Origin of the sequence: Nesterenkonia rhizosphaerae (assembly GCF_039544555.1) — a bacterium.
Classification (GTDB): Bacteria; Actinomycetota; Actinomycetes; order Actinomycetales; family Micrococcaceae; genus Nesterenkonia; species Nesterenkonia rhizosphaerae.
In genome coordinates, this window is the sequence record NZ_BAABLW010000001.1 from 130,303 (window position 1) to 157,280 (window position 26,978).

Sequence of the window (26,978 nt, forward strand, 5' to 3'; positions counted from 1 at the left end):
GGCGCTCTCCATCCGATCAGAGAGACAGAACGTCAAGAAACTGTCGGAACCCAGCCCCCATCCGGAGGAGTTCCTAGAGTTTCGTGACGTTATTTCTGGTGGCCAGATTCGAACTGATCCCGGCGCGTCTTCATCAGATCATCGGTATGCGTGATTGCCGCAGGCACCGAGTTATTCAGGTAACCGGAGCGGGCAATGGCCATGGAACCCACTGCCGATGTCAGCAGCTGGGCGATGACCGCGATCAGTGCCTTCACCAGATTCAGCCAGGAGAAGTCCATCAGCAGCACACCCACCACAATGCTGGCTACTCCCAGCCCCGCGGAGGTGCCGACGGCGGAGGCGCGCAGGTAAAGGTCCGGGAGGCGGAACAGTCCGATACCGGCAACAATGATGGTCACAATGCCTAAGAAAATCAGGAGCAGTCCGGCACCGTGCAGCAGTGTCAATGCGTCCATCAGCGTCGGCCTCCTGATCCCAGACGGGCCATAGAGATCGCTGCCATGAAGCCCAGCAGCGTTGCGATAAGAATGATGTCGAAAAGTGCTTCGATATTGGTGCGCAGTCCGATCAGCGCGATGAACCCGATGATCGCGAAGAAGATCAGGTCAGCGGCCACAGCCCGGTCCGTCACCTTCGGCCCGAGGTATGCCCGCACTGCTGCCAGGAGCATGCCCACCGCCAGCAGCACCAGCGCCACTTCCAGTGTGATCTCAGAGATCATTGGACCTCACCGCCCTGATGATCCGACTCAGTCGGCTCAACCACCGGCGCCTGCACCGGCCGGCTCAAGTCCCCGGGCACCCGCCGCATAGCGCGCAGCATGCGGTCCTCCATCTCCTGGATCTCAGCCACCAGATCTTCGCGGCTGTCCACGAACATCCCGTGCACGTAGAGGATCCGGTGCTCCCGGGAGATGCTCAGCGTCAAGGTGCCGGGGGTCAGCGTGATCAGCGTGGAGATCATGGTCCACTCAGCGTCATTCTTTGATGCTGCTGGCACCGCGATAATCGCCGGATTCATCTTTTGAGACTTCTTCGGCCGCAGCACATCCAGGGTCACTCGCAGATTCGCCAGGATGAACTCTTTGGCGTACCAGAGCATGAAGCTGATCACTCGCCAGGGCCATGAGCCGATGCCAGCGTCGTCGTATTTATGGCTCATGCGTTGCTCACCGCCTCCACGTAACCGTCGGGGTTCAGCAGGTTCTCAGCGGCGGTCTCCGAGAGCGTCATCAGCAGCTCCGCGCCCAGACCGAAGAACAATGTGATGGCTGCCAGCAGCATGCCCGGGATGATGAGCTTCATAGGGACCTTCACCGCCCGCTCACCGGCAAGCACAGCGCTCATGGTGGCAGTCGGAGGGCCGATAGTCAGCGTGGGGCTCTCCGCCTGGGCCTGGACCCGAAGGTAGCGCTTGCCGTGCATGCGCTCCTGATAGGTCAACGCGCGCTCCTCCAGATCCTTAGGTGCAGAGCCCATAAACACGCCGGTCCAGATCTTCAGCATGGAGAGCAGCGTGAACACCGAGACCAGCACCGCGACTGCAGCAACCCAGTAGTGGGACTGCTCCAGGGTGGCCTGAATGATGCTGAACTTCGCCACAAATCCGGAGAATGGCGGCAGGCCGGCCAGCGAGAGGGCCGCCACCATAAAGGTCACAGCGATCAGCGGCTCGCGTTTGAGCATCCCGCCCAGCTTGTCGATCTCACCGGTGCCGTAGGTCTCCTCGATAGCGCCGGTGGAGAGGAAGAGGCTGGCTTTCACAATCATGTGGTGCAGCAGGTAGAAGATGCCTGCGGTGAGCCCAAGGCCGGTGAAGAGCCCCACACCGATGAGGATGTAGCCGATCTGGCTGATCATGTGGAAAACCAGGATTGAGCGAGTGGTCTTTTCTCCGATTGCCCCCAGCACACCGATGAGCATGGTCAGGGAGGTCACCAGCAGCGCGACCCACAGGAACTTCTCATCGGCGTCGAAGAGCAGCGAGTAGATGCGGTAGATGGCGTAGATCGCCACCTTGGTGTGGATACCGGAGAACAGGGTGGTCACTGCCGGTGAGGTCATCGGATAAGTACGGGTCAGCCAACCATGGACCGGCACCACTGCAGCCTTGATGCTGATGGCGGTCAGGACGACGCCGCCTGCCACAGCCACCGCCGGATCCTCCACAGCTGCTCCGCGCAGCTCAGCAAGGTTAACGGTGCCCGCGGTGGCGTAAACCAGCGCGATACCGATCAGCAGCAGGGTGGAGGCCAGCAGGTTGACCGAGACATAGATGCGTGCGCCGTGAGCGCCCAGCTTCGCGCCCATCATGGCCAGCAGGCCGTAGCTGGGCAGCAGCATCACTTCGATGAAAACGAAGAGGTTGAAGATATCGCCGGTCATCAGAGCGCCGGCCACTCCGGCCATCAGCACCAGCACAAACGGATGGTAGAAGCGGGCCCGGGCCTCGTGGGTGGCCATAGCAAAGAGCACACTGGCAATACCCAGAATGCTGATGATCATCAGCACCAGGGAACTCAACGCATCCACCACAAAGGGAATGGAGATGCCGTAGTCCCACATACCCACCTGGTGAGCCAGGACGGTGCCGTCATGGGTGACCACTACCAGCAGGATGGAGAAGGCCAGCAGCCCGGCCAGAGTGCCTAAGCTGATGGCGTGGCGAATGCGCTTGTTCTTGCGCACTGCCGCTCCAATGGCGCCCATCAACAGCGGCACGCCAACCAGCAGCGGCAGCAGCGGCGGGAGGATCTCGGTGAGGCTCACTTCTCCTCCTCCTTCGGCATGCGCTCGGCGTGCTCGAGGTTGGGCTGGCCCACGCCAGTCTCATCCTTGTAGGTCTCTACTGCGATCTCACCGGAGGCAGTGTCCAAGTCTGTGAAGGCGGCGTCGTCGGTATCTGCTGTGCTGCCCGGAGCCAGCACCTTAACCGGGGACTCTTCTTCATCCTCGGTGTCATCATCCCGGGTGGTGGTGATAGCCAGGGTCACCATGAACATGGTGATGGAGAAGGCGATGACGATCGCGGTGAGCACAAAGGCCTGTGGCAGCGGATCCGCCTGCTCGCCCACTTCTCCTGAACCGATATACGGGACATCACGGAAAGCCGTGTTGCCGGCGGCGAAGAGCATCAGGTTGGCAGCATGGCTGGCCAGCACAAAGCCCAGCACGATGCGCACCATGCCGCGCTGCATGAACAGATAGACGGCGGCGGCGGTCAGCAGGCCTACGGCAATAGCGATGCTCATGAGCCGCTCACCCCCTTGCGGCGCAGCGGCCGCAGATACTTACGTTCCTCAGCCTGCGCTTCCAGCGGCAAGTCTCCGGGGTCAGCGCCGGCGTGCATCTCGATCTCAGAGATCTCACCGGTCTGCTGGCCCTGAGCCTTCATATGCGCCTTCAAGAGTTCAGCTGGATAGCGCTGGGCCTGACCCAAACGGTCCAGTGCCACCAGCACCGCACCGATGACGGCCAGGTAGATGCCGATGTCGAAGATCAGCGCTGTGGTCAGGGAGAATCCGGACTCGGAGCCCCATGGCAGCGGTAGGCCTTCGAAGATGACGATCGGCCGCAGATAGGAGCCCTCGATGAAACCGGTGAAGCCGATGGCTGCACCGGTGATGATGCCGCCGACGATCACCAGCGCGTAGTCGAAGCGCAGCTTCACAGCAGAATCGCTGGGTGCCACCAGGTAGCGCAGGGCGAAGAAACCACCTGCCACCAGCGCGGCGATGAATCCACCCCCGGAGTCATAGTGGCCGCGCAGCAGCAGCACCAGCGAGAGGATCACGATGAAAGGCGCCATCCAGTTGAATACGGTGCGCATGGCCACCGTGTTATCTGCTGCGTGATCCAACGGGGTGCCCACCCACAGGCGGGACTCAGCCGGTTCATTATCTGAGGTGGAGAATGCCGAGTTCAGCACTGCCAGGATGGCGAAGCCAGCCACACCAAGCACGGTGAGCTCACCGAAGGTATCCAGAGCACGGAAGTCCACCAGGATGGAGTTGACTACGTTGATGGCCCCGGAAGCATCGTAGGTGTTCTGCAAATACCATTCAGCTGCAGGTGACTGGCCGCGGCGTCCAGTCAGCGCGAAGGTGGCCACAAAAGCCATGACACCGAAGAGGATGGCGACGACGGCCGAGACTGCGGTGCGGGTCCGCGAGACGGCGTGGAACTTCCGCGGCAGCTTGCGCATCACCAGAACCAGCACCACCACGGTGAGGATCTCGACCAGCAGCTGGGTCATGCCGACATCCACGGCACCGAGGGCGAAGTACCAGGCGCCGACGACGAAGCCTGCACCGCCTGCAAGAACCACGGCCGCGGTGCGCGAGGTGGTGATGACAGTGCCCAGCAGGAAGACCGTCAGCAGCGAGATCAGCACCCAGTCAATGGGCTGGGTGTGGCCTTCGCTGAAGCTGCCGACCTCGCCCACATGCAGCACACCGGCTAGGAAAAGACCCGCCAAGAAGATGCCTGGAGCGGTGAGGTGGAGGCCATGCATATCCGTGCGGGTCAGATCGCCCACGCGGCGGCCGAAGTTAATGGAGCCGGTCCGAATGTTCTCAGCGATCTGCACACCGGTGAACGGCAGGATGGTGCGCGGAATCAGGCTGTCCAGTCGGGTTCGAGTGAAGATCGCCATCAGGCCCACGCCCATGACCACCACCGAGAGCATCAGATCAACGCTGATCCCGCCCCACAGGTAGAAGTGGGCCTCGTAGCTGTCGCGGTGAGCGGCGGTGGCTGCCTGGCTGATCAGACCGTCGAAGATGAAAGGCACGAAGCCCAGCAGCGCACCTGCCACAGCCGGCAGCAGCGCCGGGAGGTAGAAGCTGAAAGGAGCCTCGTGGGCGCCGTCGGCAGCCATGGGTTCCAGTACTTCATCACGCTTGCCGGCACCGGTATAGGAGGTGAAGGCACCCAGGACGATCCGACCACAGTAGGCGAAGGTGCCCACTGCCGCCAGCACCGCCAGCAGCGTGATGGTCCAGGTCAGCCCGGGGCCAAATGTGCCGTCCTCTGCGGAGAGGAAACCCTTGAGCAGATTCTCTTTGGAGACGAAGCCGAAAAGCGGGGGCACACCGGCCATAGAGAGGGAGGCGATCAAGGTGATGACGAAGGAGACCGGCATGGTCTTGCGCAGACCGTTGAGCACTCGGATATCGCGGGAATGCGCCTCATGTTCGATGATGCCGACCATCATGAACAGCGAGGACTTGAACAGTGCGTGGGCGATGACGTGAATGATGGCCGCGGCGATGGCCGTCGGCGTTCCGACGCCGATGATTGCGACGAGGAAGCCCAGCTGCGAGACCGTGGAGTAAGCCATGATCTCTTTGATGTCATGGCGCTGACACGCAAAGAGCGCACCGATCAGTGCGGTGATCAGGCCACCAACGATCAGGGTGACCTGCCAGACTGCGACACCTTCAAAGACCGGTGAGAAGCGCAGCAGCAGGTAAATGCCAGCTTTGACCATGGCAGCCGCGTGCAGATATGCGGAGACCGGGGCCGGTGCCACCATGGCATCGGGCAGCCACAGGTGGAAGGGGAACTGCGCGGATTTGGTGAATGCAGCGAAGGCGATCAGCAGCGCGACCACGGCGGTGAAGGTGGCGTCTTCACCCCACACCTGGTGGGTCAGCGCCTCCGAGATCCGTGTAGTGCCGGTCTTGACGATGATCCACAGCACGGCGGTGAGCAGGCCGAGGCCGCCGGCCATAGTGATCAGCAGCGTGCGCTGGGCGGGGGCGGGCGCTTTATCACCGGAGCGGTTGATCAGAAAGAACGAGCAGAGAGTAGTGAACTCCCAGAAGACGAAGAGCAGGATGAGGTCGTCGGCCAGCACCATGCCGGACATGGCGAAGACGAACATCAGCATCCACAGGTAGTAGTCCCCCGTCTTCTTCTTAGGGGAAAAGTACCGGGCGCTATAGGCCATCACCAGTGCGCCGATAAACAGCACCAGCAGCAAGAAGACCATTGCCAGGCCGTCCAGCCGCAGCGAGATTCCCACATTCAGGCTGGGTATCCAGGGCAAGTGGGCGGTGGGGGTCTCACCCTCCAGGAGGCCGGGGATCCACGGCAGAGTCGCGGCACCCAGGGCTGTCAGCGCCGCGGCGGCAAACCATCCCGTATTGCGTCCGGCGAGCCTGTGCACTGCCACTGCAGCGGGCACCAGCACCAGCGCAAGAAAAAGGAGGACCATCAGCGTCATAGGAGGTCCTCCTTGTTATGGCGGTCGGGCAGGCGCACGGGATGGCCAGGATTTATCCTGCCCATCCTATTTTGCCGACCAGTCTTCCCGGCGCACCGGGTATCGACTATATCCAGACTTCTTCAGGCTCAGCAAAATGTGACTGTGGGCCTCAGCGGGATTCCTCCACCACACCGCAGGCGGCCCGGTCCCCGGAATCACCGGTGATCCGGGACTCCTGGTCCGGTCCGTATGGAGCGTAGCGAGCCGGGACATTTCCATGGTGATCAGCTGCAGAGTGCACGATCACCGCCGTCCCTTCCTCCTGCAGGAGGAGTTCTGGGCTCAGGCGGTCGGTGACCACTGCGAGGTACCCGGTGCGATCAGCGTTGATCAGCAGGTTCGGCAGATCTCCGGCATGATCAGGATGATCGATACTCTGCTCGCCCTCAGTGTCTGCACCCCCATATCCGGGTACATCTCCTTCAGGAGTATGCCAGTCCGTAGGGCTCTCCAGCTCGTCTTCCCCCTCAACTACTCCCTGCTCCTGTGCAGGAGCACCTGGCAGGTGGGCACCAGCGGAGTAGAAATCGCCAATATAGCCCCAGTCATTGGCAGACTGCGGCTCGCATAATCCGGTCTCGTGAATCGTGAATCCACGGAATCCTGCAGTCATATCCTGCACATGTGCTTCGACGCGGACACCCGCATCGACTTCTGAGAACGTCACGGTGCCTACGCTATTGCCCACCGGATCGGCAAGGTCGGCGGTGGCGAACTGTTCTCCGTCTCCTGCAGGTGCGCCTGCATCAGGGTCCTGCTGATCATCGGTCCGCCCGGGGGCTCCGGTTTCGGTAGCCGTGGCCTCCTCGTCACCCTGAGTCCCGGGGGCGCCGTCGTCGTTTCCTCCGCCACCACAGGCGGAGAGCAGCAGGGCCAGAGCGGCCGTTCCGGCCAGCAGGGAACGGGACCGGCCGGGGGTGACAGAACGGGTGTTGGTACGAAGATCAGACGAACTCATGATGCCCAACTGTAGCGCTGTCAGCTGTGGACGTGGGTCTCTTGGTCTGCAATGCTTCGGGTCTCCAGCTGGAAGGTGGAGTGTTCGACGGCGATATCAAAATGCTCGGCCACACATGCGCGCAGCTCAGCGAGCTTCTGCGGGGCGCAGCCGGCGGTGAAACAGGCCTCATCCACCACCACATGTGCCGAAAGAACCGGAAGACCGGTGGCGATCATGGAGGCGTGCAGATCATGGACCTCCTCCACATGCTCCAACGCGAGCATGTGCCGTCGGACCTCTTCGAGGTCAAGTCCTGCCGGGGTGAAGTCCAGCAGCACTCGGGAGGTTTCCTGCAGTAGTCGGGCAGCGCGGGGAATGATCAAGCAGGCGATCACTAGCGCGGCCACCGCATCTGCCTGAGCCCAGCCGGTGGTCCACAGCACGACGGCGGCGATGATGACACCCAGCGACCCCAAGGCATCAGCAGCCACTTCGAGGAATGCCGCACGCATATTGAAGTTCTCACGCCGCCCACGGGCTAGTACTGCCAGCGATGCGATGTTGCCAGCCAGCCCGATTGCGCCGAAGATCAACAGCAGCTCAGGGGCGATATCCGGACTGTGGCCAGAGCCGAAGAGTCCGAGCCGCTGGACGCCTTCGATGAGCGCATAGATGCCGATGCCGAGCAGCAGGGCTGCCTGCAGAAATCCGGCGAGAATCTCCACCCGCCGCCAGCCCCAGGTGCGCGTGGTGGTGGCGGCGCGGAACATCAGGGAAGCGGCGGTCAGGGCGACTAACAGACCGATACTGTCGGTGAGCGAGTGCACAGCATCAGTCAGCAGCGCCAGAGAGCCGGTGAGCCACGCGCCGAGAAACTGGGCCAGCACAATACCGCTGGTGATGCCGCAGGCGATGGCCAGCCGTGCGCGACCCGCACCGGCCTGACCAGGCCCGTGGTGATCATGTGTGTGGCTGTGCCCGAATCCCATGTGTTCACAATAAGTGCAGCTATTGAGAATCCCTAAGGTGCGAGCCATAGTCAGAAGCGTTCTCATCGCGATACAGTCACAGAATGGTTGCGCAACGAAACTATTCAGTGAAGAACGCTCATATTGTCCCCGTCAGCGGAACCCCCTTCGATGGCACGATAGTGGTCACCGACGGGCAGATTTCCGCGCTCGGAGCCGACATCGAGTCCCCCGAGGGGTACGAGATCATCGATGCCCAAGGGGCGTGGCTACTCCCAGGCCTGATTGATGCGCACGTTCACCTGGGGGTGCATGAACAGGGTGAAGGCTGGGAAGGTGCCGACTTCAACGAAACCACTGAAGCTGTCACCGCCGCAGTGCGCGCCATCGACGCCATCAATCCCCATGAAATCGGTTTCGACGACGCCGTGGCCAGTGGGGTGACCACGGTCAACGTCAATCCCGGCTCAGCCAATCCCATCGGCGGGCTGACCGTCGCGGTGAAGACCCACGGCGGGGTAGTCGATGACATGGTGGTCCGCTCCCCTTCCGGCCTGAAAGCTGCCCTAGGAGAGAACCCCAAACGCTTCCACGGGGACCAGAAACGGACCCCGTCTACCCGGCTGGGCACCGCCTACACCCTCCGGAAAGCCTTCACTGAAGCCAAGCACTGGATGGCGAAGGATCCAGAAGACCGGCCGGTGGACCTGATCTCCGAGGCGCTGGCCAAGGTGCTGGCCGGCGAGATCCCCTGGCGCCAGCACTGCCACCGCGCCGATGACATTGCCACCGCCATTCGCATTGCTGATGAATTCGGCTACGAGCTGGTGCTGGATCACGGCACCGAGGCTTTTAAACTGGCCGACCGGATCGCCGCACGCGGAATCCCGGTCCTCTACGGGCCGATGATGGTCTCCCGGTCCAAAGTGGAGGTCCGCGAACGGACTCCCACGGCACCCGGGATCCTCAGCGCCGCCGGTGTCAAGGTCTCCATCATCACCGATCATCCAGTGGTGCCCATCGATTTCCTGATCCACCAAGCGGCCCTGGCGGTGCGCGAAGGTATGGACCCGGCTGAAGCGCTGAAGGCGGTCACCCTCCACCCGGCTGAAGTGCTCGGCGTCGCCGATCGAATGGGCTCACTCGAGGTGGGCAAGGATGCTGACTTCGCGCTCTGGTCCGGTGATCCGCTTGACACTCGAAACAGGGTGCTGCGGACCTGGATCAATGGCCGCGAGGTCTATCGCTTCGATGAGCAGACCCGCCGGGGCGCCGTCGTTCCGCGCTGGTAAGAGACAGAGGTGCTTTACCCGGGCTTCGGTGAAATACCCGGGCGTATACGGTCGGGTAAAACGCATAAGGCCGGGTAAAGCTGAACCAGAGCGCAGCGCAGACCGGGGCGGGGTTCACTGCGCAGCCGGGGTTCACTGCGCAGCCGGGGTTCACTGCGCAGCCCGCTGATGCTTGACTGGGTGACATGAGTCAGAGTGATTTCAGCACCGGAGTCTTCGCCCGCATCACCGGCCGTGTACAGGGCGTGTCCTACCGTGCCTCCGCCCGCCAAGAGGCAAAGGAGCTGGGGCTGCGCGGGTGGGTGCGCAATACCGACGACGGCGCGGTGGAGCTGCTGATCGGCGGCGAGGGTCCCGCGGTGGACTCCATGCTGCGCTGGTGCCACCGCGGCCCGAAGGCCGCCAAGGTCACGCAGGTGCAGACGCGCGAAGCCACTGCCGAGGAACTGGATTCGCTCCCCGGCAGCGGCTTCGCGATCAGGCGCTGAACTCAGCGCGGGTGGATTCAGCGCAGCTGAGCTCAGCTAGTGCGCACTCCGCTGTTGAGCACTTAGCCCTCAGCAGAGGCAGAGGTCTTCTCCGCTGACTCGGCGTCCTTGGCAGGCGGAGCCGTGAGGCCCAGCTCCACGGGCAGGCTGTCCGAGGACTCACCGAGCACGTGCTCGTCGAGGAAGTTGAAGACCACCTCATACCAGATCTTGGCGTGCTGGGGCTTGAGTATCCAGTGATTCTCATCCGGGAAGTACAGGAAGCGGTGCACAGTGCTGCCGTCTGCATCCATGGGCAGCCCGGACTTCTCCAGCAGCTCGTACCAGAGGCGCAAGCCCTCCCCGATCGGCACCCGGTAGTCCTTGTCCCCGTGGATCACCAGCATCGGAGTCACGATGTTCTCCACATGCCAGTGGGGTGAATGCTCAGCTTCCATCTCCGCGTTGATCTGCCGACGCCAGAAGGGCGACATATCCGTGGTGGGGCCGAATTGATCCAGCGCCCACAGGCTGGCGTGAGTGACGATCGCCTTGAATCGGTCGGTGTGTCCGGCCACCCAGTTGGCCATATACCCGCCGAAGGATCCGCCCATGGCCGCAGTGCGGTTCTGGTCGATATCCTCCCGGGCGACGACGGCGTCGGTGATGCTCATCAGGTCCGTGTAGGGCTTATCGCCCCAGGAGTTCCAGCCGCGCTGGATGAAGTCCTGTCCATACCCGGTGGACAGTGCCGGATCCGGCAGCAGCACCGCGTAGCCGCGCTGGACCGCCAGCCAGGGGTTCCACCGCCAGGACCAGGCGTTCCAGGAGTTCAGCGGGCCGCCGTGGATCCACAGCAGCAACGGTGCTGGCACCTCCGGGCCGGCACCAGATGGCAGCGCCAACCAACCGCGAACACGCACGCCGTCCTCGGCTTGAGTCTCGACCTCGGTCAAGCGCCCGGGCAGCACCGGGCGCTCGGTGGGGTTGAGCAGCCGCTGGGTCTGCCCAGTGGCCAGGTCGATTCGTGCCACCTCGGCGGGGAACTCGTAGCTGGCGCGCACCCCGAAGGCTGTCTTGCCATCCGGGGCTAGGCGTAGGTCCGAATACGTGGAGTCCTCATCGGTGATCTGCACAGTCCGTCCGGTGACAGTCTCGCCGTACTGGACATCCACACGGAAGACCGGACCGCGGCCGTCCTGATCAGCCAGCGCCAGGAACCCGGATCCGTCCGGCAGCCAGGCCGCCGGGGTCAGCCAGAGATCCGCATCCTCGGTGAGTGTGCTGAGCTGACGGCTGCCCAGGTCCAGCAGGTGCAGTACCGGGCGCATGGACTGCTCCGGGGTGGGCCGGTTGGAGACACCGATAATCGCGTAGCGACCGTCGGGGCTGACGATGCTGGGGGTGTAGTTGTGCTCGGCGTCGTCGAAGAGAGGCTCCCAGCCGCCATTGACCAGGTCCGCCCGGGCCACGGTGTAGCGCTGATCGGCGTTGGCCTCGGGCACCCGCAGGGCAAAGAGTGCGAAAGTACCGTCCGGGCTGATGTGCACATCTCCACCAAAACGAGCACCGAGGTCCTCGGTGATCTGACGCAGCACCCGGCGCGCAGGCTCCAGCGACGTCGCGTCGTCGTCGGCGTTCTCATCCCCGAGCACAAAAAGGCTGCTGCGTGCCGGACCCAGGTCATGGTCCCAGAAACGCACCGGGTAGGCGTCATGCAGAATGGCCTGAACAGCAGAGTCCTTGCGGGCCTGATGCAGTGTCTCGTGCTCCTCCTCGGTGGAGGCCCCGGGCAGGCGTGAGGCGACGACGGCGACCACATCAGCTTTGGCGGCGCAGCTGACCGAACTGACACCCCCGGCCCGGCGGTTGACCACATAGGCTTCTCCGCCTGCTGCCGGTAAGCACCACAGCGCATTGCCGTCCTCGCCGCCTTCATCATCGGGGCGTGCGGAGGTGAAGTAGAGATCCCCATTGGCGGCGAAGGCCGGGCCAGCCTCACCCTTGGCGCTGCGTGTCAGTCTGCGGGCAGGCTTCTCCCCCTGGGGGTCGAGCTCCCAGAGCGCGGTGACATAGCCGTCCTTCTTGGTGTTGAGCGTGGACACAGTGGTGACCAGTCGACCGCCGTCGGGACTCAGCGCCAAACCTCCCAGCCGGGGTGCCGCCACATACTGATCCAGTGTGGTGAATATCTCAGTCATGGGGACAGTCTGCCAGCTCTAGATCACCTGAATGTTGCATATGGCAACAATGTGTCACGCAGGGAGAACCTCGCAGCAAGGGACGCTTATTGTCCAGGTATCCCGTATTCGTCCTGGATCTGGTCCCGACCGCGCTCCGAGCTCTGCTGGTACTGCTCCTCCATGCTGGGATCATCGGAACAGCGCGTGTGGAAGCTTGCATCAACGCGATCCTGATGGCCACGTTTGGTCACCACAAAGATCCGTCCCTCGGCGCGGCCGGCACCGTAGAAGATCCCGCCGCGTTCGTTCACCCCGTCTGAGTTATTGCTGTTCTCGCTCAGCCCGAGCTCTGCTGCGACTGCGGCTGCCTGGTCATAGAGCTCCTGCAGATCCCGGTCAGCGGCTATATCGAAGGAGATCTGCAGGTGGTAGCCGCTTCCCTCGCAGACCTGCGGCAGTGCGCGTTCCTTCACCGCAGCGGGGCTGAAAGTGTCAGTGCCGAAGCGGGCGACGACGTCGTCGCCCATATGCTTCTGCACCGCCGCGGTAGCAGCTTCCAGCTCCTGAATCTGCTCATCAAAGGTGAGGCCGCCCTCAGGATCCATAGTGTGGTGCTGCGCTTGCATGGAGTCCTCCTCAGTCGGTTCTGCTTGGTCTGCGGCACATCCGACCACCAAGCTCAGCGCGGCTGCAACGGTGAGAAGTCTGCGGTATCTGCTCATTTGAACTCCACCTCCTCAGCCAGGCCCTGCAGAATGAGGATCATCGTCTCATAGGACTGGCTGTCCGGATCCAGGTATCCGTAGCGCTCCGGGTGGTCGTATTCATTCTGCCCGTGTCCGTGGACCCCTTCACCTTCGATATTGCCTCCCTCACCATCGGAGTAGAAGATCTGCGCTCCGTAGCTTGCATCCTGGGCCGGGTTGTAGCGATCTATGATGCCCAGGCCCAGCGGATTCCGCCCGAGGGGAGCCCAGAAGTCATCAGGGGATTCAGTGGCGAAGACGGCCGGCAGATTGCTCTCGCCATAGGTGGCCACATTCAGCTGCTGGACTGGAGGAACACCTTCTTCAAAGAGATGGTGGGGAATCCCTGAGGAACCATACATAGTCAGTCCAGCGACAGTCTCCTGGTTATTCATCAGGGCGTGATTGCAGGTATTGGTCCCGTAAGAATGACAGTTCAGAAAGACCTCGGGTGAATCTCCACTAGTGGCACGGGTCTGCTGGTATCCATCCAGGGCGTATGCCAGCGCGTACCCGCCAGCCTCGGCCAGATCGCTGGACCAGACGCTGGGTGAGGCGGTGGATGGCGGATCGTAGCCGATCCATGAAATCACCGCATGGGTCTCATCGAGACCATCGTAGAGTCCCTGAGCCCGGCGCACTTCGGTGGGCATATTGTCCGTATTGCTGCCCATACCCGCAATATTGAAGCTGGTGGTCTCGGTCGTATCAGGGTTGCCCACCGAAACGGCCGCCAATGGATCCGGCCAGTGCTTCTCCTCAGCGGCTCCCCAGTCGAAGGGGTTATACCACCGTCCGGAGTTCTCGCGGGGGTGCCCCATATTCAGGCTGAGCAGGTACCGGTTCTCATCAAGCTGGCCAGTGGGGTCGAGCATCGATGAAGCGATCTGGTCGAGTCGTTCCTGCTGTGCGGCGGTGGTCCCCTCATGCCCGCGCAGGAAGGCCAAGGCATTCAGATTGGCCTCACTGCGGGTTTCGTAGTCCACCCCTTCAACGTTGCCGATCATCAGCGGCATGTACTGCGCCAGGGCGGTGCGCTGCTCTTCGGTCAACGAGTCGTTCCACCAGCTGGCGCCCTCTGCGCCAGTGGGGAAACTCGCCAGCTGCTCGTGGGTCCGCGGCACCGGCATGGAGTACCGGTTGATATTGGGGTGCTGTGCGGACAGCTGGCGGATCTCCGCGGGACTCAGATCCGCCAGGTGCTCCCGCAGGGCACGAATGTCATCGCCGGTAGCGTCCTCTGCAATGGCGCGCTCAAAGAGTTCAACGGCTTCATCGACCAGCTCCTGCTCGAGCCGGTCATCGGGGATGCCTGGCTCTTCCGGTGCAGCCGCAGGCTGCGGGCCAGTGTCTTCGCCGGGGTGGCTATCGGGTCCGGACTCCTCCAGCGCGAGGTTCTCAGGGCTTTCGCCGGCTCCGCACTCCCCTCCGCTGAGCGGCTGGGAGATGTCACAGATGATCCTGTCGACTGTGCTGGTGAGAGCCGAACCCCAGGACGGTGCGCTGAAGAGAAGCGCACCGAGGATGATGGCGATGACCACCGCCAGGCCGGTGTATTCGACCGTGCCCTGTCCGGACTCCCGCGCCGCTAGTGTGCGCCCATTCCCGGTGTGCCCACTCCCCCTGTGCCCTTTCACACTCAGCACGATAGGCCGGACCGGCGGCGGAGACAGGGGCACCGGCACCTAAGTTTGGGCCCAGAGCTGCGGCCGGTTGGTCCTACTTCAAGGCCCAATCCGCAGTGGACTGCCCGGCCGGAAAGCCCGTGTCTAGAGGGGTGGGCGCTGCAGAGCGACGACGACGTCGACGTCGTCATCCGGGGCGAGCTTATTGCGGTCCTGAGCACCGCAGGCGGTGCAGCGGTGGATGAGGATGTAGCCCTTTTTGCCGGAATGATCCACCCCTACCGGCTCCATTGGTGCACCGCATTCGGCAGCCCGGTCCCCCGGCATGATGTCCACATGTCTGGACCACAGGCAGCGGGGGCAATGATTGCGGTAGCTGCCGCCGGTGTGTTTGGGGATGGGTTGGCCACAGTGAATGCAGTCGAAACCGGTGTTCTCTGCTCTGCGACCCTGTGGTGAGTAGCTCACGGCTGCTCCTAGTGGTGATGCTGCGCTACAGCACTTGCGTAGAGGCATAGTGCTGCTGCCACGGCAACGTTGAGCGACTCGGCCTGGCCGTAGAGCGGAATGGATACCCGCTGATCTGCGAGTACTTTCTCCTCCTCGGTGAGACCGTGGGCTTCGTTGCCCAGCAGCCAGTAGGTGGGGCGCGCGAGATATGCGGAATCCTGCTCAGCGTTCTGCGCCTGCAATTGCGCCAAGGAGACCTCACCGTAGCCGTCAGCGGCCAGGACTTGGGCGCCGTTGGCACGAACGAAATCGGTCAGCTGCTGCAGGTCGATTCCTGCGGCGGTGGGCACGTGAAAATGCGACCCGGCGGCGGCACGGACCACCTTCGGCGCCCAGGGATCAGTACTGCCCGGAGTGAGGATGACGACGCCGGCTCCGGCGGCATCCGCTGTACGGATCACTGTCCCGACGTTGCCGGGATCCTGCAGCCCCGCTAGTACCGGAGCGAGCTGGACGGCAGAGGTCTCCACCGTGGACCCCTGAGTGCTTCCGTCAGATGTCACCTGAACGGTGCTTTCGCTCATGCCCACCAGCAGCGAATCGAGTCCCGCGAACTCCAGCTCCGGGATGCGGCAGACCGCCAGCATCCCCTGAGAGGTCTCGGCGTCGCCCATGGCCGCGAGCACCTCAGGGGTAGCTTCGCGCAGGAAGATCCGGGCATCCCGCGGGAGCTCTCGTTCGGGGTTGAAGAGTACCCCGCGGACCCGGTCCAGCAGGGCGCTGATATCCGGGTGCTGCTCCAATGCGCGCGGGTCGAAGAACAGCGCGTCGAGTTCCGGAAGGTATCCGGCGGGGGCCAGCTGCGCGCGCAGCCGCGAGGTGTCTTCGGAATCAGGGACGGTGGCGAAGGTCTCGGGTTCATCCCACTGGCGCAGCCATAGTGCCAATGCCTCACGCACCGGCTGGGGACCTTCGGCCTGGAAGAGTTTCTGCTTCTTCCTCCCGGCACGGGTAGCCAGCGCGGCGACCCTTTTCGCACGCTCGCTGCGGGGGTTGTCCATCAGAAACTCATCTGCCACGGTGGGCTGCTCCTTCTTCAGTGGTGTTGGCGTCACTGAGACCCCGGTTCTGTTTCATTCTCGCGCCTCAGAGCACCCAGAGTGAAACACAGTGTGGGTGCGAGGCAACCAGGCCCGCGCCCCGGCGGGCGATCAGGCACCCGGCTGAGCAGAGTCAGCCACACACCGCCGCTCTACAGGGCTGGACATGACAACGGCGCCCGCCCCTAGACCAAGGGAACGGGCGCCGTCGTCAGCTATCACAAGGCGTTAGTGCGCGAAGATCACGCGGCCTTGGGAGCGTTAACGTCCTCGGGCAGAGCCTGGCGAGCAGTCTGCACCAGGGCGCCGAAGGTCTTGGCGTCGGAGACGGCCAATTCGGCCAGCATGCGACGGTCAACCTCAACGCCAGCAGCCTTCAGGCCCTGGATGAAGCGGTTGTAGGTCAGGCCGTGAGAGCGGGATGCAGCGTTGATGCGCTGGATCCACAGGCGACGGAAGTCGCCCTTACGCTTCTTGCGGTGCTGGTAGTTGTAGGTGTAGCTGTGGAGCAGCTGCTCTTTAGCCTTGCGGTACAGGCGGGAGCGCTGTCCACGGTAGCCGGAGGCCCGGTCGAGGACCTTGCGGCGCTTCTTCTGGGCGTTCAGAGCCCTTTTCACGCGTGCCATATGTTGTTTCTCCTGTGAGTCTTAAAAGTCTTCGGTAATGCGGCGAGAGCTCTGGCTCTAGAGGCCGAGCATCTTCTTGATGCGACCCTCGTCGGCCTTGGTGACGATCTGGTCAGAGGCCAGGCGACGGGTCAGGCGGGAAGACTTGTGCTCCAGGTAGTGGCGGCGGTTAGCCTGCTGGCGCTTGATCTTTCCGGAGCCGGTCAGCTTGAAACGCTTCTTGGCACCGGAGTGAGTCTTGTTCTTCGGCATAGTGCCGTACTCCTTCGTGTGGTTCGGACCTGCAGCACCTTGGTGTCGCTCATCGATGATGACGACGGCGGCGCAGAGGTGGATCATTCCGCTTGCCTACCTGCCCCGGAAGGGCAGTGCAGCAAGCCATGATCCCTTTGTCGTGGGTGTCCTACTTCCGCGCGCGCCGGCTGCGCTGAGCGCATCGGGGCAGAAAGTAAGAGACCCAGCTGTCCATGATACGGGACAACTGGGTCTCTTGCGAATTGACCGCGGAAGGTCAGAGGTTGCGCAGCTCTTCAGGCAGGTAATCCGCCATGGAGTTCGAAAGCGGCTTCGCTTCCTTGGGATCAGTGGAGATCTTCTGACGCTCCTGAGTCTTACGGGCGCGGCGCTCGTTCTTCTCGCGTGCCGCTGCCTTGTTGTCCTCGTTGTCGTCCGGGGTGTCATTGCTCTTGGCCTGCTGGGCCTTAGTGCGCAGCGGTCCAACCACCATCACCATGTGACGGCCGTCCTGACGCGGGGAGGACTCCACCTGACCGAGGTCGGCAACGTCCTCGCTGAAGCGCTGCAGCAGACGCACGCCCATCTCCGGACGCTGCTGCTCACGACCGCGGAACTGGATCATCGCCTTGACTTTGTCACCGGCTTCCAGGAAGCGGCGGGCGTGACCGACCTTGGTGTTGTAGTCGTGATCGTCGATCTTCAGACGGAAGCGGACTTCCTTCAGCGTGGTAGTCGCCTGGTTCTTGCGCGACTCACGGGCCTTGACTGCGGCCTCGTACTTCCACTTGCCGAAGTCCATGAGCTTGCAGACGGGCGGCTTGGCCTGAGGCGCCACCTCCACCAGATCCAGATCTGCCTCCGCGGCAAGACGCAGGGCGTCCTCGATTCGGACGATGCCCACCTGCTCCCCCTGGGGGCCCACGAGGCGAACCTCGGGTACGCGGATGCGGTTATTGATACGTGGCTCGCTGATCTGTCCTGCTCCTGCTTCAATTAAGGTAATAGCTTCGGGTGTCTCACGGCGCGCGGTGGCGCGGCTTCAAAAGACTGTGACAAGCTTATCAGCATGCACAGTGACCAGAACACCCCGGAGCAGGCACCTATTTCCGGCGAAGACATCGCAGAGGCCGTAGGGACCCAGACTCGGGATATCGCAGAGGTGCCCGCCGTCGAGCTGATCAACACCGTGGCGGTGCATCTGATGAGCGCCGCAGCCGTCAAAGTGGGGCTCGCCGAGGGCCCCAACGCTGCAGATCTGAAGGATCTCGACGAAGCCCGTAAGCTCATCACCGCTCTGGCCGGACTGGTCACCGCCGCCGCCCCCGAAGTGGGCTCCACCCACGCAGCGCCGCTGCGCGACGGTCTGCGCTCCCTGCAGCTGGCATTCCGTGAAGAGTCCAGCATCCCCGACGCCCCGGGCAAGGGCCCCGGTGAGAAGTGGACCGGACCGGTTAACTAAAGCCAATTTTTCGGTCGCGTCCCCCACGCCTCCTATGAACGACACCTTCAGTGGTCAGTTTGTCCGTTATCGCTTGCAGATACGCGATTTATCACGGACAAACTGACCACTGACTTTTCTGCGGGCCTTTTTCCGCGACGGCGCCCGGCCCAGTCCAGTTGCGCAGCCGTCACCAGGTGAACCCGAGGTGAACATGAGAAAAACACCGCACTTTTCTCATACTCGTCTCACACTGCTCTCACGAAGCCCCACCAGGCTTGTTGTCCATGAGCATCACTGTCGCTATGTACTCCCACGACTCCGTGGGACTCGGGCACGCCAGGCGCAACCGGGCGCTGGCCTATGCCCTGGCAGCCGACCTTCCACGGGTCACCGGCCAGCGGGTCCGCGGCCTGCTGATCGCCGGACACCCTGATGCCACCCAGGACGCCCTGCCCGAGGGCTGGGACTGGCTGGTGCTGCCCGGCTTCACCAGCGGCGACGGCGGCTATGTCAGCCGCAGCCTCGACATCAGCAGCGCCCGGCTGACGAATCTTCGCAGCGCCACCGCGGCAGCGGCCCTGAAAGCCATGGACCCGGACCTGTTCATCGTCGACCGCCATCCCTTCGGGGTCAACGGCGAACTCACCGCGGCTCTGGATATGCTGCGCCAGCGCGAAGCCACCACCATCCTGGGACTGCGCGAGGTCCTGGACTCCCCAGAGGTCGCCCAGCGCGAATGGGCGAGTATCGGCGGCGCCGACGCCGTGGCGGATCGCTATGACGGCATCTGGGTCTACGGTGACCGCGGCATCTACAACCCGCTGGATACCGGCGAGATCCCCGCAGCGCTGGCCTCCCGCACCCGTTTCACCGGATATCTGGCCCATGGGCGCCCGGAGGATCCGGTCCATCCCTCCAGCGTGCGAGCTCCAGCTCCCTATGTGCTGACCATGGTGGGTGGCGGATCCGACGGCGGCGCCATCGGCCTGGCCGCTGCCCGCGCCCAGCTGCCACAGGGGCACAGCCATATCATCCTCACCGGCCCGCAAATGCCGGCTGCCGACCACGATGCGATCCTCGACGCTGCCCGGGAAACCGGCGCTGCCCCGGGCGCGGTGCGGGTCACCCGCTACGCCCAACATGTGCCGAAGCTGGTCCGTCACGCAGCCGCGGTGGTGTCCATGTGCGGTTATAACTCCATGGCCGAGGTCATGGCGACGACGACACCGGCGCTGGTCATCCCCCGCAACAGTCGGCGCGCCGAACAGCCCCGCCGTGCTGCAGCCCTGGCTGCCGCCGGTGCCGTGGAGACCCTCAGCCAGGAGCGGCTGAGCCCCCAGGAACTCACCCGCTGGTTCGCTCGCGCGGTCACCAGCCGGACGCTGCGCGATGGCATTGACCTCGACGGGCTCACCCGGATCGGCGATATCGCAGCAGCGGCCCTTCCCGAGCGCACAGCTGCGCAGAAGACCACACCCCTTCCCACCACCGTTGAGAGGCCGAGTTATGCATACTCCCGCTGATGCCACCGCCGCCCAGTCCCTGAGCTACTGCGCACAGACCGACGCGTTATCAGAGACTGCGCAGCCGGAGCCCCTCCATGAGAGCCGGGTGGGATATGTGCTGAAGATGTACCCGCGCTTTTCCGAGACATTCATCGTCTCCGAGATCCTGGCCCGCGAAGCCGCCGGGGAACAGGTCGTGATCTTCTCCCTACGACCCACTACCGATGTGCGCTTCCACGCCGAACTCGCCAGGGTCCAGGCTCCAGTCATCCATATCCCCCGCCCCTCCAGCGCCAGCCGACTGTGGAAGCAGCTCAGCGACGCCGCAGCCGGGCCGCAGCTGGCCAGCGGCTTGGCCCGAGCGCTGCCGGAGCTGGCTCGCTATGACCACGACGACGCCTACCAGGCAGTCGCGGTGGCGCAGCTGGCCGCTGAGCACGGGGCCACCCATCTGCATGCCCATTTCGCCTCCGTGGCCACCAGCGTGGCCCGGTTGGCTGGGATGATCGCCGGGCTTCCGTACTCCTTCACCGCTCATGCCAAGGACATCTTCCATGAGGACGTCGACGCTGCCGAATTGGAGCAGAAACTCGCCGAGGCTCACCATGCGATCACCATCTCCGGCTACAACATGGAGCATCTGCGCCGGACCTTCCCTGCAGCCAGCTCACGGCTGCACTTGGTGCACAACGGCCTGGAACTAGCCCGCTTCCCCTATGAACCAGCCCGCATGACCCCAGCTGGCAACACCGCATCCATCGCCACCCCGAGGCTGCTGTCAGTGGGACGGCTGGTGGAGAAGAAAGGCTTCCACCTGCTGATCGAGGCCGTAGCGATCCTGCGTGAACGCGGCATCGCTGTGCAGGCCGATATCGCCGGTGACGGCCCGCTGGCTGACGCGCTGCAGGAGCAGATCGATGAGCTCGGCGTCGGCGATGCCGTTCAGCTGCTGGGTGCCCGCACCCAGCATGAGATCACCCGCATGCTGGGCAGCCACGACGTTTTTGTCGCGCCCTTCGTCATTGGCGCTGATGGAAATGCTGATGGTCTCCCCACTGTCCTGCTGGAAGCCATGGCGCGCGGCATTCCCTGTGTAGCCGCGGATGTGACAGCAGTAGGTGAGGTCATCCGCACCGGCGAGACGGGCTGGCTGATTCCCAGCGGAGATGTCGCCGCTGTGGCCGATGCCATCGCGGAGGCCATCAGCGTCAGTGACACCCAGCGGCGCCGACTCACCGATGCTGCGCGGCAGCAGGTGGAACGGCTCTTCGATTCTCGACGTCAGGCCGCCATTCTGCGCAGACTGATCAGCCAGCCAGCTGCCGAGCCGTCGTCGTCCTCCCGGGCAGCTGAAGCAGTGCCGGCCGGAGTCCGTGAGCCGGAAGGGGCCCTGGTATGAAGATCGCCTACGTTCTGGCCGACCCCGGGATCGGTCTCTTCGGCGCCAAAGGCGCCAGTGTGCACGCCCAGGAGATGATCCGGGCTTTCGCCGCCATGGGTCACGAGGTCACCGTGTACTGCCTCAAACGCGGCACCAAGGCAGGTGATACCAGTACCGAGACTGTGCCTGAGGATCTGCGCCATCTGCCAGTTTTCACCGCTGCGGTCACCGGCGCAAAGGACACTGCCGAGCGGGAACTCGCGGTACTGCGTGCGGCCTCCCGGCTCGCCACGCTCGCAGCCGATGAGGACTATGACCTCATCTACGAGCGCTACAGCCTCTTCTCCGACGCCGGGGTGCAGTTGGCCCAGCAGCTGCGGGCTCACACCGGACGCAAAGTACCGGTGGTGATGGAGATCAACGCGCCGCTGCTTGATGAGCAGCGTCAGCATCGCAGCCTGCACCACGGGCAGCTGGCGGAGGAGATCACCCGGGAGGCCTTCGCCCAGGCCTATCTGCTCTCCTGCGTCTCCGAACCGGTGGCCGCATGGGCTGCCCGGCAAAGGGGGAAGAGTTCAGCCATCCAGGATGGTCCGGGACAGCGCAGCCCCCGGATCGTGGTGACTCCCAACGGTGTCAATACTGACCGTTTCTCTGCTGCCCCCACGCCCCTTCACGACGACGCCCCGGCCGGTGCTGCGATGTCTTCCGCTGTACCTTCCTTCAACCGTGCGCCTTCCTTCACCGTAGGGTTCGTGGGCACTCTGAAGCCCTGGCATGGGACCGAACAGCTTCTGGAAGCCTTCGCTAGCGCCGCCGATCCGGGTCAGCGCTGGCGTATGGAGATCGCTGGCGATGGTCCACAGCGCGCCCAGCTTGAATCACTCGCTGCCGACCTCGGCATCAGTGATCAGGTCACTTTCCACGGCGCCGTCGCTCCGTCCCGGATTCCGTCACTGCTGCGTCGCTTCGATGTGGGCGCAGCACCGTACCCGCAGGTGCAAGACCACTACTTCTCCCCGCTGAAGGTCTACGAGTACATGGCCGCCGGGCTGCCCACTGTGGCCTCGGCGATCGGTGAGATCCCAGCTCTGCTGGCTGGGCCAACGGGTGCCGGTCAGGATGCTGGACTGCTGGTGCCCGCCGGTGATGTCCAAGCCCTCGCCACCGCCCTTTCCGCACTGGCCCAGGATGTTGAGCTGCGCACCGCGATGGGGGCACAGGCTCGGCGTCGCGCCGTGGAGAAACACTCCTGGATCCGCCGTGCTGCGGACCTCCTTCAGGCCGTCCACACCGGTCACAGCCCTGTGGAGGTCAGCGCATGAGCGAGAAGACAGCGACTAAATCCGCTCAGGCCAAGCTCTCCCGGGCTACGCATCGGGCCGCCCTTGGCCGCACCCTGAAAATGGTGCTGCCCTTTGTCACCCAGCACAAACTGTTGCTGGCGCTGGGGCTCATCGCGCTGCTGGCCGATGTTGCATTCCGCATTCTGGAGCCCTGGCCGGTGAAGTTCGCCGTCGACGCTGTCACCGAAGCCCTGGGGGCGCAGGTCAATGAGGCCATTGATTCCGGGGACGACGTCGGCCGCATGGTGGCCTTCTGGGCTGTAGCTCTGGCGCTGATTGTTGCCGGTCGCGCTGTGGCCAATTACGGCTCCACCATCGCCTTCGCCAAAGTGGGTGTGAAAGTGGCAGCTCAGCTGCGCACCCGGGTCTTTGAGCATATTCAGTCACTGTCATTGCGGTACCACTCATCAGCCAGCATCGGGGATACCTCCCAGCGACTGGTCGGTGATATGGGCAGGCTGCAGGAAGTGGCCGTCACCGCCGGGCTGCCGCTGATCGGCAATGTGCTCACAGTGGTGGCACTGTTCATTGTGGTGATGGTGCTCAACCCGGTGCTCGCAGTGGTGGTGATGCTCACCGCAGCCGGTTATCTGCTGGCCTCACGCATGCTCTCCCCCAAGATCAGCTCTGCATCCCGCGCCACCCGTCAGGGTGAGGGTCGCCTAGTAGGAGATGCCGCAGAGGCCTTGGCCGCCATCCGCGTAGTCCAGGCCTACGGGCTGGAGAGCACAGTGGCCCGAGGGTTCGACGCCGGAAATCAGAAGGCACTGAAGGCTGGTATTCGGGCACGCCGCCTCGCGGCCCGCCTGGAACGCTCCACTGACCTCTTTGTGGGCATTGCGACCGCGGTGGTGCTGGGCTTCGGCGGCTGGGAGGTACTCCAGGGCACCATGACTCCCGGTGACATGGTGCTGTTCCTGATGTATCTGAAGATCGCGATGAAGCCGCTGCGCGATATGGCCAAATACACCGGCCGCATCGCTCGTGCGGCAGCCTCGGGTGAACGCATCGCCGAGCTGCTGGATGAACCAGTGGAGATCACCGACCCGGAGAAGCCGGTCACCATGAATCGCGCTGAGGGTGAGGTCACCTATCACCGGATCACCGCTCGCGATGGCCACGGCCGGGAGCTGTTCGACAATCTCAATCTGCATATTCCGGCAGGCCAGCGGGTGGGGCTGCTGGGCGCATCCGGTGCGGGTAAGTCCACACTGACCGGCTACCTCCTGAGACTGGCTGATCCTGAAGCAGGCTCGGTGCTGGTAGACGGCATCAGCACCCGCAATATGCGCCGAGCCGATCTGCGCCGCAATATCTCCGTCCTGCTCCAGGAGTCGGTGCTGTTCTCCACCTCCATCGCTGAGAACATCCGCTATGGGCGGCAGGACGCCACCGATGCGGAAATCATCGAAGCAGCCCGCCGTGCCGGTATTCACGAGTTCATTCTGTCCCTTCCCGAAGGCTACGAGACGGTGCTGGGTCACCGCGGTGACACGCTCTCCGGCGGCCAGCGTCAGCGCATCGCCATCGCCCGGTCGCTGGTCCGTGATGCACCGATCGTGCTGCTGGATGAACCTACCTCCGGCCTGGACCCGGCGTCCCGACACTTGGTGGAAGAGTCCCTGCGGGAGCTGACCTACGGGCGAACCACCATTGCCATTACCCATGAGCTCTCCACCGTGCAGGGCCTGGACCGAGTGCTGTGGCTTGAAGGTGGGCGCATTGTGGAGGACGGCGCGCCACAGAACCTGCTGGCTGATCCGGACAGCAAACTCTCTCGCTGGGCTGCAGTCCAACGAGAAGCGATGGCGAAGGAGAACACCCGCTTCCAGGCGCAGCAGCAGCTGAAAGCTGCTTCTGCTGTGCCCATCCACCCTGCGAAGGAGTATGCCCGATGAGTGTCACCGGCGAACTACCCCGCCTCCACCAGGTCGAACAGGCGCGCGACCTGCAGCCGACTCTCAAACAGCCAAGCCTCGAGCAGTCCAGCGCTGAGCAGCCCAGTGCTGAGCAAGCTGATGTATGGGCTGCACGCTCTGCCCAGCTTCCTGGAGCTGAGCTGCTGCTGAATCCAGCGAAGCTCTCCGAACTGCTGACCCGTCAGGTCCGCATCACGCATCTGCGCGTTAAACCTGACCATTCTGTGGTGGTGACCTTTGTGGACCGTTGCGGTGCCTACGGTTATGCGGCGCTGACCACTGATGCGGATAAATTCACCAAAGCTATTCAACGGGCGGCGAGGGTCGGCGAGACCCTGCACGTCCACCAGGATGAGTCGCCGTGGCTGTTCAGCGGTCCGGTCTGGGCAGATCCGGTCCTGGCCACTGCGCTTCATTCAGCCTTTGCCGCCACCAGTCAGCGATTCGGTGAGGATGGCGCCCACTGGGAGGTGCTGCGCTATAACCCACGCCGTCGGGTAGTCGCCGCAGTAGGCCCCCGGGGCCGCCCCAGCCATGTGGTGCGCGTGGTGGAATCCGGTGCTGCCAAGCTCCTGGAGACCACCGCGCGCTGGCGCGAACTGGGAGTTCCTGTCACCAATGCGAAGGCTCTGGGCGAGCGTGACACTGCGGTGATCACCCCGATGTGGGGTGTCGGGGACCTCACCCATCACCCCTTCGAGCCCGCGGCTCACAGCGCAGGGTCGGCTGTGGCACTCCTGCACTCAACCACCAGGTTGAACACTGACAACGACGACGCGGCCGCGGGCAGCCGACTGGAGGTCCTGCCAGTGTCTGCCACCCAGGCTGTGGCACCGATCCAGCGCTTCGCCCCGTGGCTGGGTGAACGTGCTGAGAAATTGGCAGAGGTCATTGAACGCAGACTCCGTGAGGCGGCGCTGGGCCAGCGCGAACACGCTGAGCTGCTCGCTCCCTGTGAACTGCATGGAGACCTTTCAGCTGATCAGGTCATTCTGGCTGCCCCGAACAGCCATAAAATCCGGCTTATCGATTTAGAACGCAGCGGAATAGGTCACCCCCTGCGAGACCTGGGCTCCTGGGCAGCCACGTGCTTCCGCCAGGGCCTGCCGCAGCTCGTGGAACCTTTCTTGCACGGCTATGCCACCCAGCTGGGCATCAGTGCCGATGAGCTGGACCTTGACCTGTTAAGCGCGTGGGAGGCCTACTCACATCTGACCGGGGCGCTTGATCCCTTCCGCCACAGGGAGCCGAACTGGCCGCAGCTGATCACCGCAGCCATCACCTGCGCCGAGGAGGCAATCCTGCGATGAGCACCCCCAGCACTGCCCATACCGCCACCGGCCCAGCTGCCCAGACTCCTACCATCTCCGCCGAACAGCTGAGGCAGCAGCGTGGGTCTCCTCATGCGCTGCCCCCGCGCTGGCTCACCATCGACAACACCGAATGGCAGATCCAGCGCGCCTGGCCCGCCAAGAACACTGACGCGCTGCTGGCGGTAGAGGCCCTCGCCGGGGGTGAAGCACTGGCCGGCGGTCAAGTACGAGCTGGCTGGTGGGACCGCCAGCGGCTCCAGCTGCTGACCTATGGACAGGACCCGCAGCTGAAGACGCTCTGGAAGTGGGCCCAGCGCGGCAGGGTGGTCTCACATCGTCCGGCCAAGCGCGCGGTGGTCCACCTCGCTGAGGAGAACAGCTACGTCAAAGTGGTCAAAGGCGGCAAAGCCAGTGGCATCCTGGACGGCATCCAGCGTGCTGGAGCTTTCTCCGGACCCTTCGTGACCCCGGAGGTGCTCCAGCACAGTGACTCAGAGGTGATTCTCTCCAGTGTCAACGGCGTAGGGCTCCATGACGCTGCCGCGCTTCCCGAGACACTATGGGACACCGCTTGGCGCGATGTTCTCCAAGCCTGGCATGAGGCAGTCACTCGCTCCGAGAGTGCCGGGATAGCGCGAACCCGGCAGAGCATCCCGGTGCACAGTGCTGCCGATGAGGCCACAGTGCTCGTGTCCTGGACCAGTCAGGTCTCGCGTTATATTGACGACGCTGACTCCACGGCTCGGGCTGCGCGTCGACTCGGCGCACACCTGGAGGCTCTTCCTGCAGCGCAGCTGAGGGTCTGCCATCGGGACCTGCACGATAAACAGCTGCTGTGGTCACCCCAACGGCCGGGTCTGCTGGATGTGGACACTGCATGCCTGGCGGATCCGGCACTGGACCTTGGCAATCTGCGCGCTCACGCGCGGCTTCGCAGGTGCCAGGGCGTGTGGACTGCACAACAGGCCGACGTCGTCATCAGTCATATCGATCAGACCGCCCAGGCGACGGCAGTCCCCGAAGAGACCCTACGGATCTATGAGCAGGCCGCACTGCTACGCCTGGGCTGTGTGTATGCGGTGCGTCCGCAGTACGCGGAGCTGGCCGCCGGGCTGCGTGCCGCCCTCAGCACTACTGGCTGAGTTCGGCTCAGCTGAACTGTTTAG

General features: G+C 63.6%; 25 protein-coding genes. 9 read left to right on the forward strand and 16 right to left on the reverse strand.

From position 1 onward, the window contains the following. Nucleotides 1-89: 89 nt before the first annotated feature. The 8 genes from ABEA23_RS00600 to ABEA23_RS00635 form a co-directional block, all read right to left on the reverse strand. Entirely contained in the window at nt 90-458 is a 369-nt protein-coding gene (locus ABEA23_RS00600) for a cation:proton antiporter (protein ID WP_345476198.1), read from the reverse strand. Beyond that, on the reverse strand, nt 458-724 hold the full coding sequence (locus ABEA23_RS00605; RefSeq protein WP_044494155.1) for an MrpF/PhaF family protein: 267 nt from the start codon (nt 722-724) through the stop codon (nt 458-460). Before ABEA23_RS00605 ends, ABEA23_RS00600 begins: the two co-directional genes overlap by 1 nt. Then, nucleotides 721-1,164, reverse strand: a complete 444-nt coding sequence (locus ABEA23_RS00610; RefSeq protein ID WP_345476199.1) for a Na+/H+ antiporter subunit E — start codon at nt 1,162-1,164, stop codon at nt 721-723. Before ABEA23_RS00610 ends, ABEA23_RS00605 begins: the two co-directional genes overlap by 4 nt. Beyond that, the gene (locus ABEA23_RS00615) at nt 1,161-2,771 is read right to left on the reverse strand and encodes a monovalent cation/H+ antiporter subunit D family protein (RefSeq protein ID WP_345476200.1); all 1,611 of its coding nucleotides are present in this window, start codon (nt 2,769-2,771) and stop codon (nt 1,161-1,163) included. The genes ABEA23_RS00610 and ABEA23_RS00615 overlap by 4 nt, the downstream gene beginning before the upstream one ends. Then, the gene (locus ABEA23_RS00620) at nt 2,768-3,253 is read right to left on the reverse strand and encodes a sodium:proton antiporter (protein ID WP_345476201.1); all 486 of its coding nucleotides are present in this window, start codon (nt 3,251-3,253) and stop codon (nt 2,768-2,770) included. Before ABEA23_RS00620 ends, ABEA23_RS00615 begins: the two co-directional genes overlap by 4 nt. Then, nucleotides 3,250-6,231, reverse strand: coding sequence for a DUF4040 family protein (locus ABEA23_RS00625; RefSeq protein WP_345476202.1), 2,982 nt, complete (start codon nt 6,229-6,231; stop codon nt 3,250-3,252). The genes ABEA23_RS00620 and ABEA23_RS00625 overlap by 4 nt, the downstream gene beginning before the upstream one ends. A 151-nt stretch (nt 6,232-6,382) precedes the next feature. Next, on the reverse strand, nt 6,383-7,231 hold the full coding sequence (locus tag ABEA23_RS00630; protein ID WP_345476203.1) for a superoxide dismutase family protein: 849 nt from the start codon (nt 7,229-7,231) through the stop codon (nt 6,383-6,385). Nucleotides 7,232-7,251: 20 nt separating this feature from the next. Beyond that, complete coding sequence (locus tag ABEA23_RS00635; protein WP_345476204.1) at nt 7,252-8,202, reverse strand: cation diffusion facilitator family transporter; 951 nt, start codon at nt 8,200-8,202, stop codon at nt 7,252-7,254. Nucleotides 8,203-8,285: 83 nt separating this feature from the next. Here ABEA23_RS00635 and ABEA23_RS00640 point away from each other — a divergent pair, with 83 nt between their 5' ends. Together ABEA23_RS00640 and ABEA23_RS00645 are read left to right on the forward strand one after the other, a co-directional pair. Beyond that, nucleotides 8,286-9,473 carry an amidohydrolase gene (locus ABEA23_RS00640; protein WP_345476205.1) on the forward strand — a complete coding sequence of 396 codons (1,188 nt, stop codon included), beginning with the start codon at nt 8,286-8,288 and terminating at the stop codon, nt 9,471-9,473. Nucleotides 9,474-9,658: 185 nt separating this feature from the next. Continuing rightward, complete coding sequence (locus tag ABEA23_RS00645; protein WP_345476206.1) at nt 9,659-9,961, forward strand: acylphosphatase; 303 nt, start codon at nt 9,659-9,661, stop codon at nt 9,959-9,961. A 62-nt stretch (nt 9,962-10,023) separates the two neighbouring features. On the opposite strand, the gene ABEA23_RS00650 is transcribed toward ABEA23_RS00645, so the two are convergent. The 8 genes from ABEA23_RS00650 to infC all read right to left on the reverse strand — a co-directional run bounded on the left by ABEA23_RS00650 (nt 10,024) and on the right by infC (nt 17,829). Continuing rightward, nucleotides 10,024-12,141 carry a S9 family peptidase gene (locus ABEA23_RS00650; RefSeq protein WP_345476207.1) on the reverse strand — a complete coding sequence of 706 codons (2,118 nt, stop codon included), beginning with the start codon at nt 12,139-12,141 and terminating at the stop codon, nt 10,024-10,026. A gap of 86 nt (nt 12,142-12,227) precedes the next feature. After that, nucleotides 12,228-12,845, reverse strand: coding sequence for a hypothetical protein (locus tag ABEA23_RS00655; protein ID WP_345476208.1), 618 nt, complete (start codon nt 12,843-12,845; stop codon nt 12,228-12,230). Continuing rightward, the gene (locus ABEA23_RS00660) at nt 12,842-14,506 is read right to left on the reverse strand and encodes an alpha/beta hydrolase (RefSeq protein WP_345476209.1); all 1,665 of its coding nucleotides are present in this window, start codon (nt 14,504-14,506) and stop codon (nt 12,842-12,844) included. Before ABEA23_RS00660 ends, ABEA23_RS00655 begins: the two co-directional genes overlap by 4 nt. Before the next feature lie 132 nt (nt 14,507-14,638). Continuing rightward, complete coding sequence (locus ABEA23_RS00665) at nt 14,639-14,962, reverse strand: RNHCP domain-containing protein (protein WP_345476210.1); 324 nt, start codon at nt 14,960-14,962, stop codon at nt 14,639-14,641. Between the two features lie 8 nt (nt 14,963-14,970). Next, nucleotides 14,971-16,023, reverse strand: a complete 1,053-nt coding sequence (locus ABEA23_RS00670; RefSeq protein WP_345476211.1) for a TrmH family RNA methyltransferase — start codon at nt 16,021-16,023, stop codon at nt 14,971-14,973. 263 nt (nt 16,024-16,286) lie between these two features. Continuing rightward, on the reverse strand, nt 16,287-16,670 hold the full coding sequence (gene rplT, locus ABEA23_RS00675) for a 50S ribosomal protein L20 (RefSeq protein WP_044494129.1): 384 nt from the start codon (nt 16,668-16,670) through the stop codon (nt 16,287-16,289). Nucleotides 16,671-16,727: 57 nt separating this feature from the next. Further along, nucleotides 16,728-16,922 carry a 50S ribosomal protein L35 gene (rpmI, locus tag ABEA23_RS00680; protein WP_044494462.1) on the reverse strand — a complete coding sequence of 65 codons (195 nt, stop codon included), beginning with the start codon at nt 16,920-16,922 and terminating at the stop codon, nt 16,728-16,730. A 259-nt stretch (nt 16,923-17,181) separates the two neighbouring features. After that, nucleotides 17,182-17,829 (reverse strand): translation initiation factor IF-3, encoded by a 648-nt coding sequence (gene infC, locus ABEA23_RS00685; protein WP_233722166.1) that lies wholly within the window; start codon nt 17,827-17,829, stop codon nt 17,182-17,184. Between the two features lie 144 nt (nt 17,830-17,973). On the opposite strand from infC, the gene ABEA23_RS00690 reads away from it, so the two are divergent. The 7 genes from ABEA23_RS00690 (at nt 17,974) to ABEA23_RS00720 (ending at nt 26,954) form a co-directional block, all read left to right on the forward strand. Continuing rightward, complete coding sequence (locus ABEA23_RS00690; RefSeq protein WP_044494128.1) at nt 17,974-18,366, forward strand: DUF1844 domain-containing protein; 393 nt, start codon at nt 17,974-17,976, stop codon at nt 18,364-18,366. Between the two features lie 266 nt (nt 18,367-18,632). Further along, the gene (locus ABEA23_RS00695) at nt 18,633-19,871 is read left to right on the forward strand and encodes a glycosyltransferase family protein (protein ID WP_345476213.1); all 1,239 of its coding nucleotides are present in this window, start codon (nt 18,633-18,635) and stop codon (nt 19,869-19,871) included. Nucleotides 19,872-19,977: 106 nt separating this feature from the next. After that, on the forward strand, nt 19,978-21,252 hold the full coding sequence (locus ABEA23_RS00700; RefSeq protein ID WP_425577076.1) for a glycosyltransferase family 4 protein: 1,275 nt from the start codon (nt 19,978-19,980) through the stop codon (nt 21,250-21,252). Further along, nucleotides 21,249-22,559, forward strand: a complete 1,311-nt coding sequence (locus tag ABEA23_RS00705) for a glycosyltransferase family 4 protein (RefSeq protein WP_345476215.1) — start codon at nt 21,249-21,251, stop codon at nt 22,557-22,559. The genes ABEA23_RS00700 and ABEA23_RS00705 overlap by 4 nt, the downstream gene beginning before the upstream one ends. Continuing rightward, the gene (locus ABEA23_RS00710; RefSeq protein ID WP_345476216.1) at nt 22,556-24,478 is read left to right on the forward strand and encodes an ABC transporter ATP-binding protein; all 1,923 of its coding nucleotides are present in this window, start codon (nt 22,556-22,558) and stop codon (nt 24,476-24,478) included. The genes ABEA23_RS00705 and ABEA23_RS00710 overlap by 4 nt, the downstream gene beginning before the upstream one ends. Then, the gene (locus ABEA23_RS00715) at nt 24,475-25,809 is read left to right on the forward strand and encodes a phosphotransferase family protein (RefSeq protein WP_345476217.1); all 1,335 of its coding nucleotides are present in this window, start codon (nt 24,475-24,477) and stop codon (nt 25,807-25,809) included. The genes ABEA23_RS00710 and ABEA23_RS00715 overlap by 4 nt, the downstream gene beginning before the upstream one ends. Then, nucleotides 25,806-26,954 (forward strand): phosphotransferase family protein, encoded by a 1,149-nt coding sequence (locus ABEA23_RS00720; protein ID WP_345476218.1) that lies wholly within the window; start codon nt 25,806-25,808, stop codon nt 26,952-26,954. The genes ABEA23_RS00715 and ABEA23_RS00720 overlap by 4 nt, the downstream gene beginning before the upstream one ends. Nucleotides 26,955-26,978: the final 24 nt, after the last annotated feature.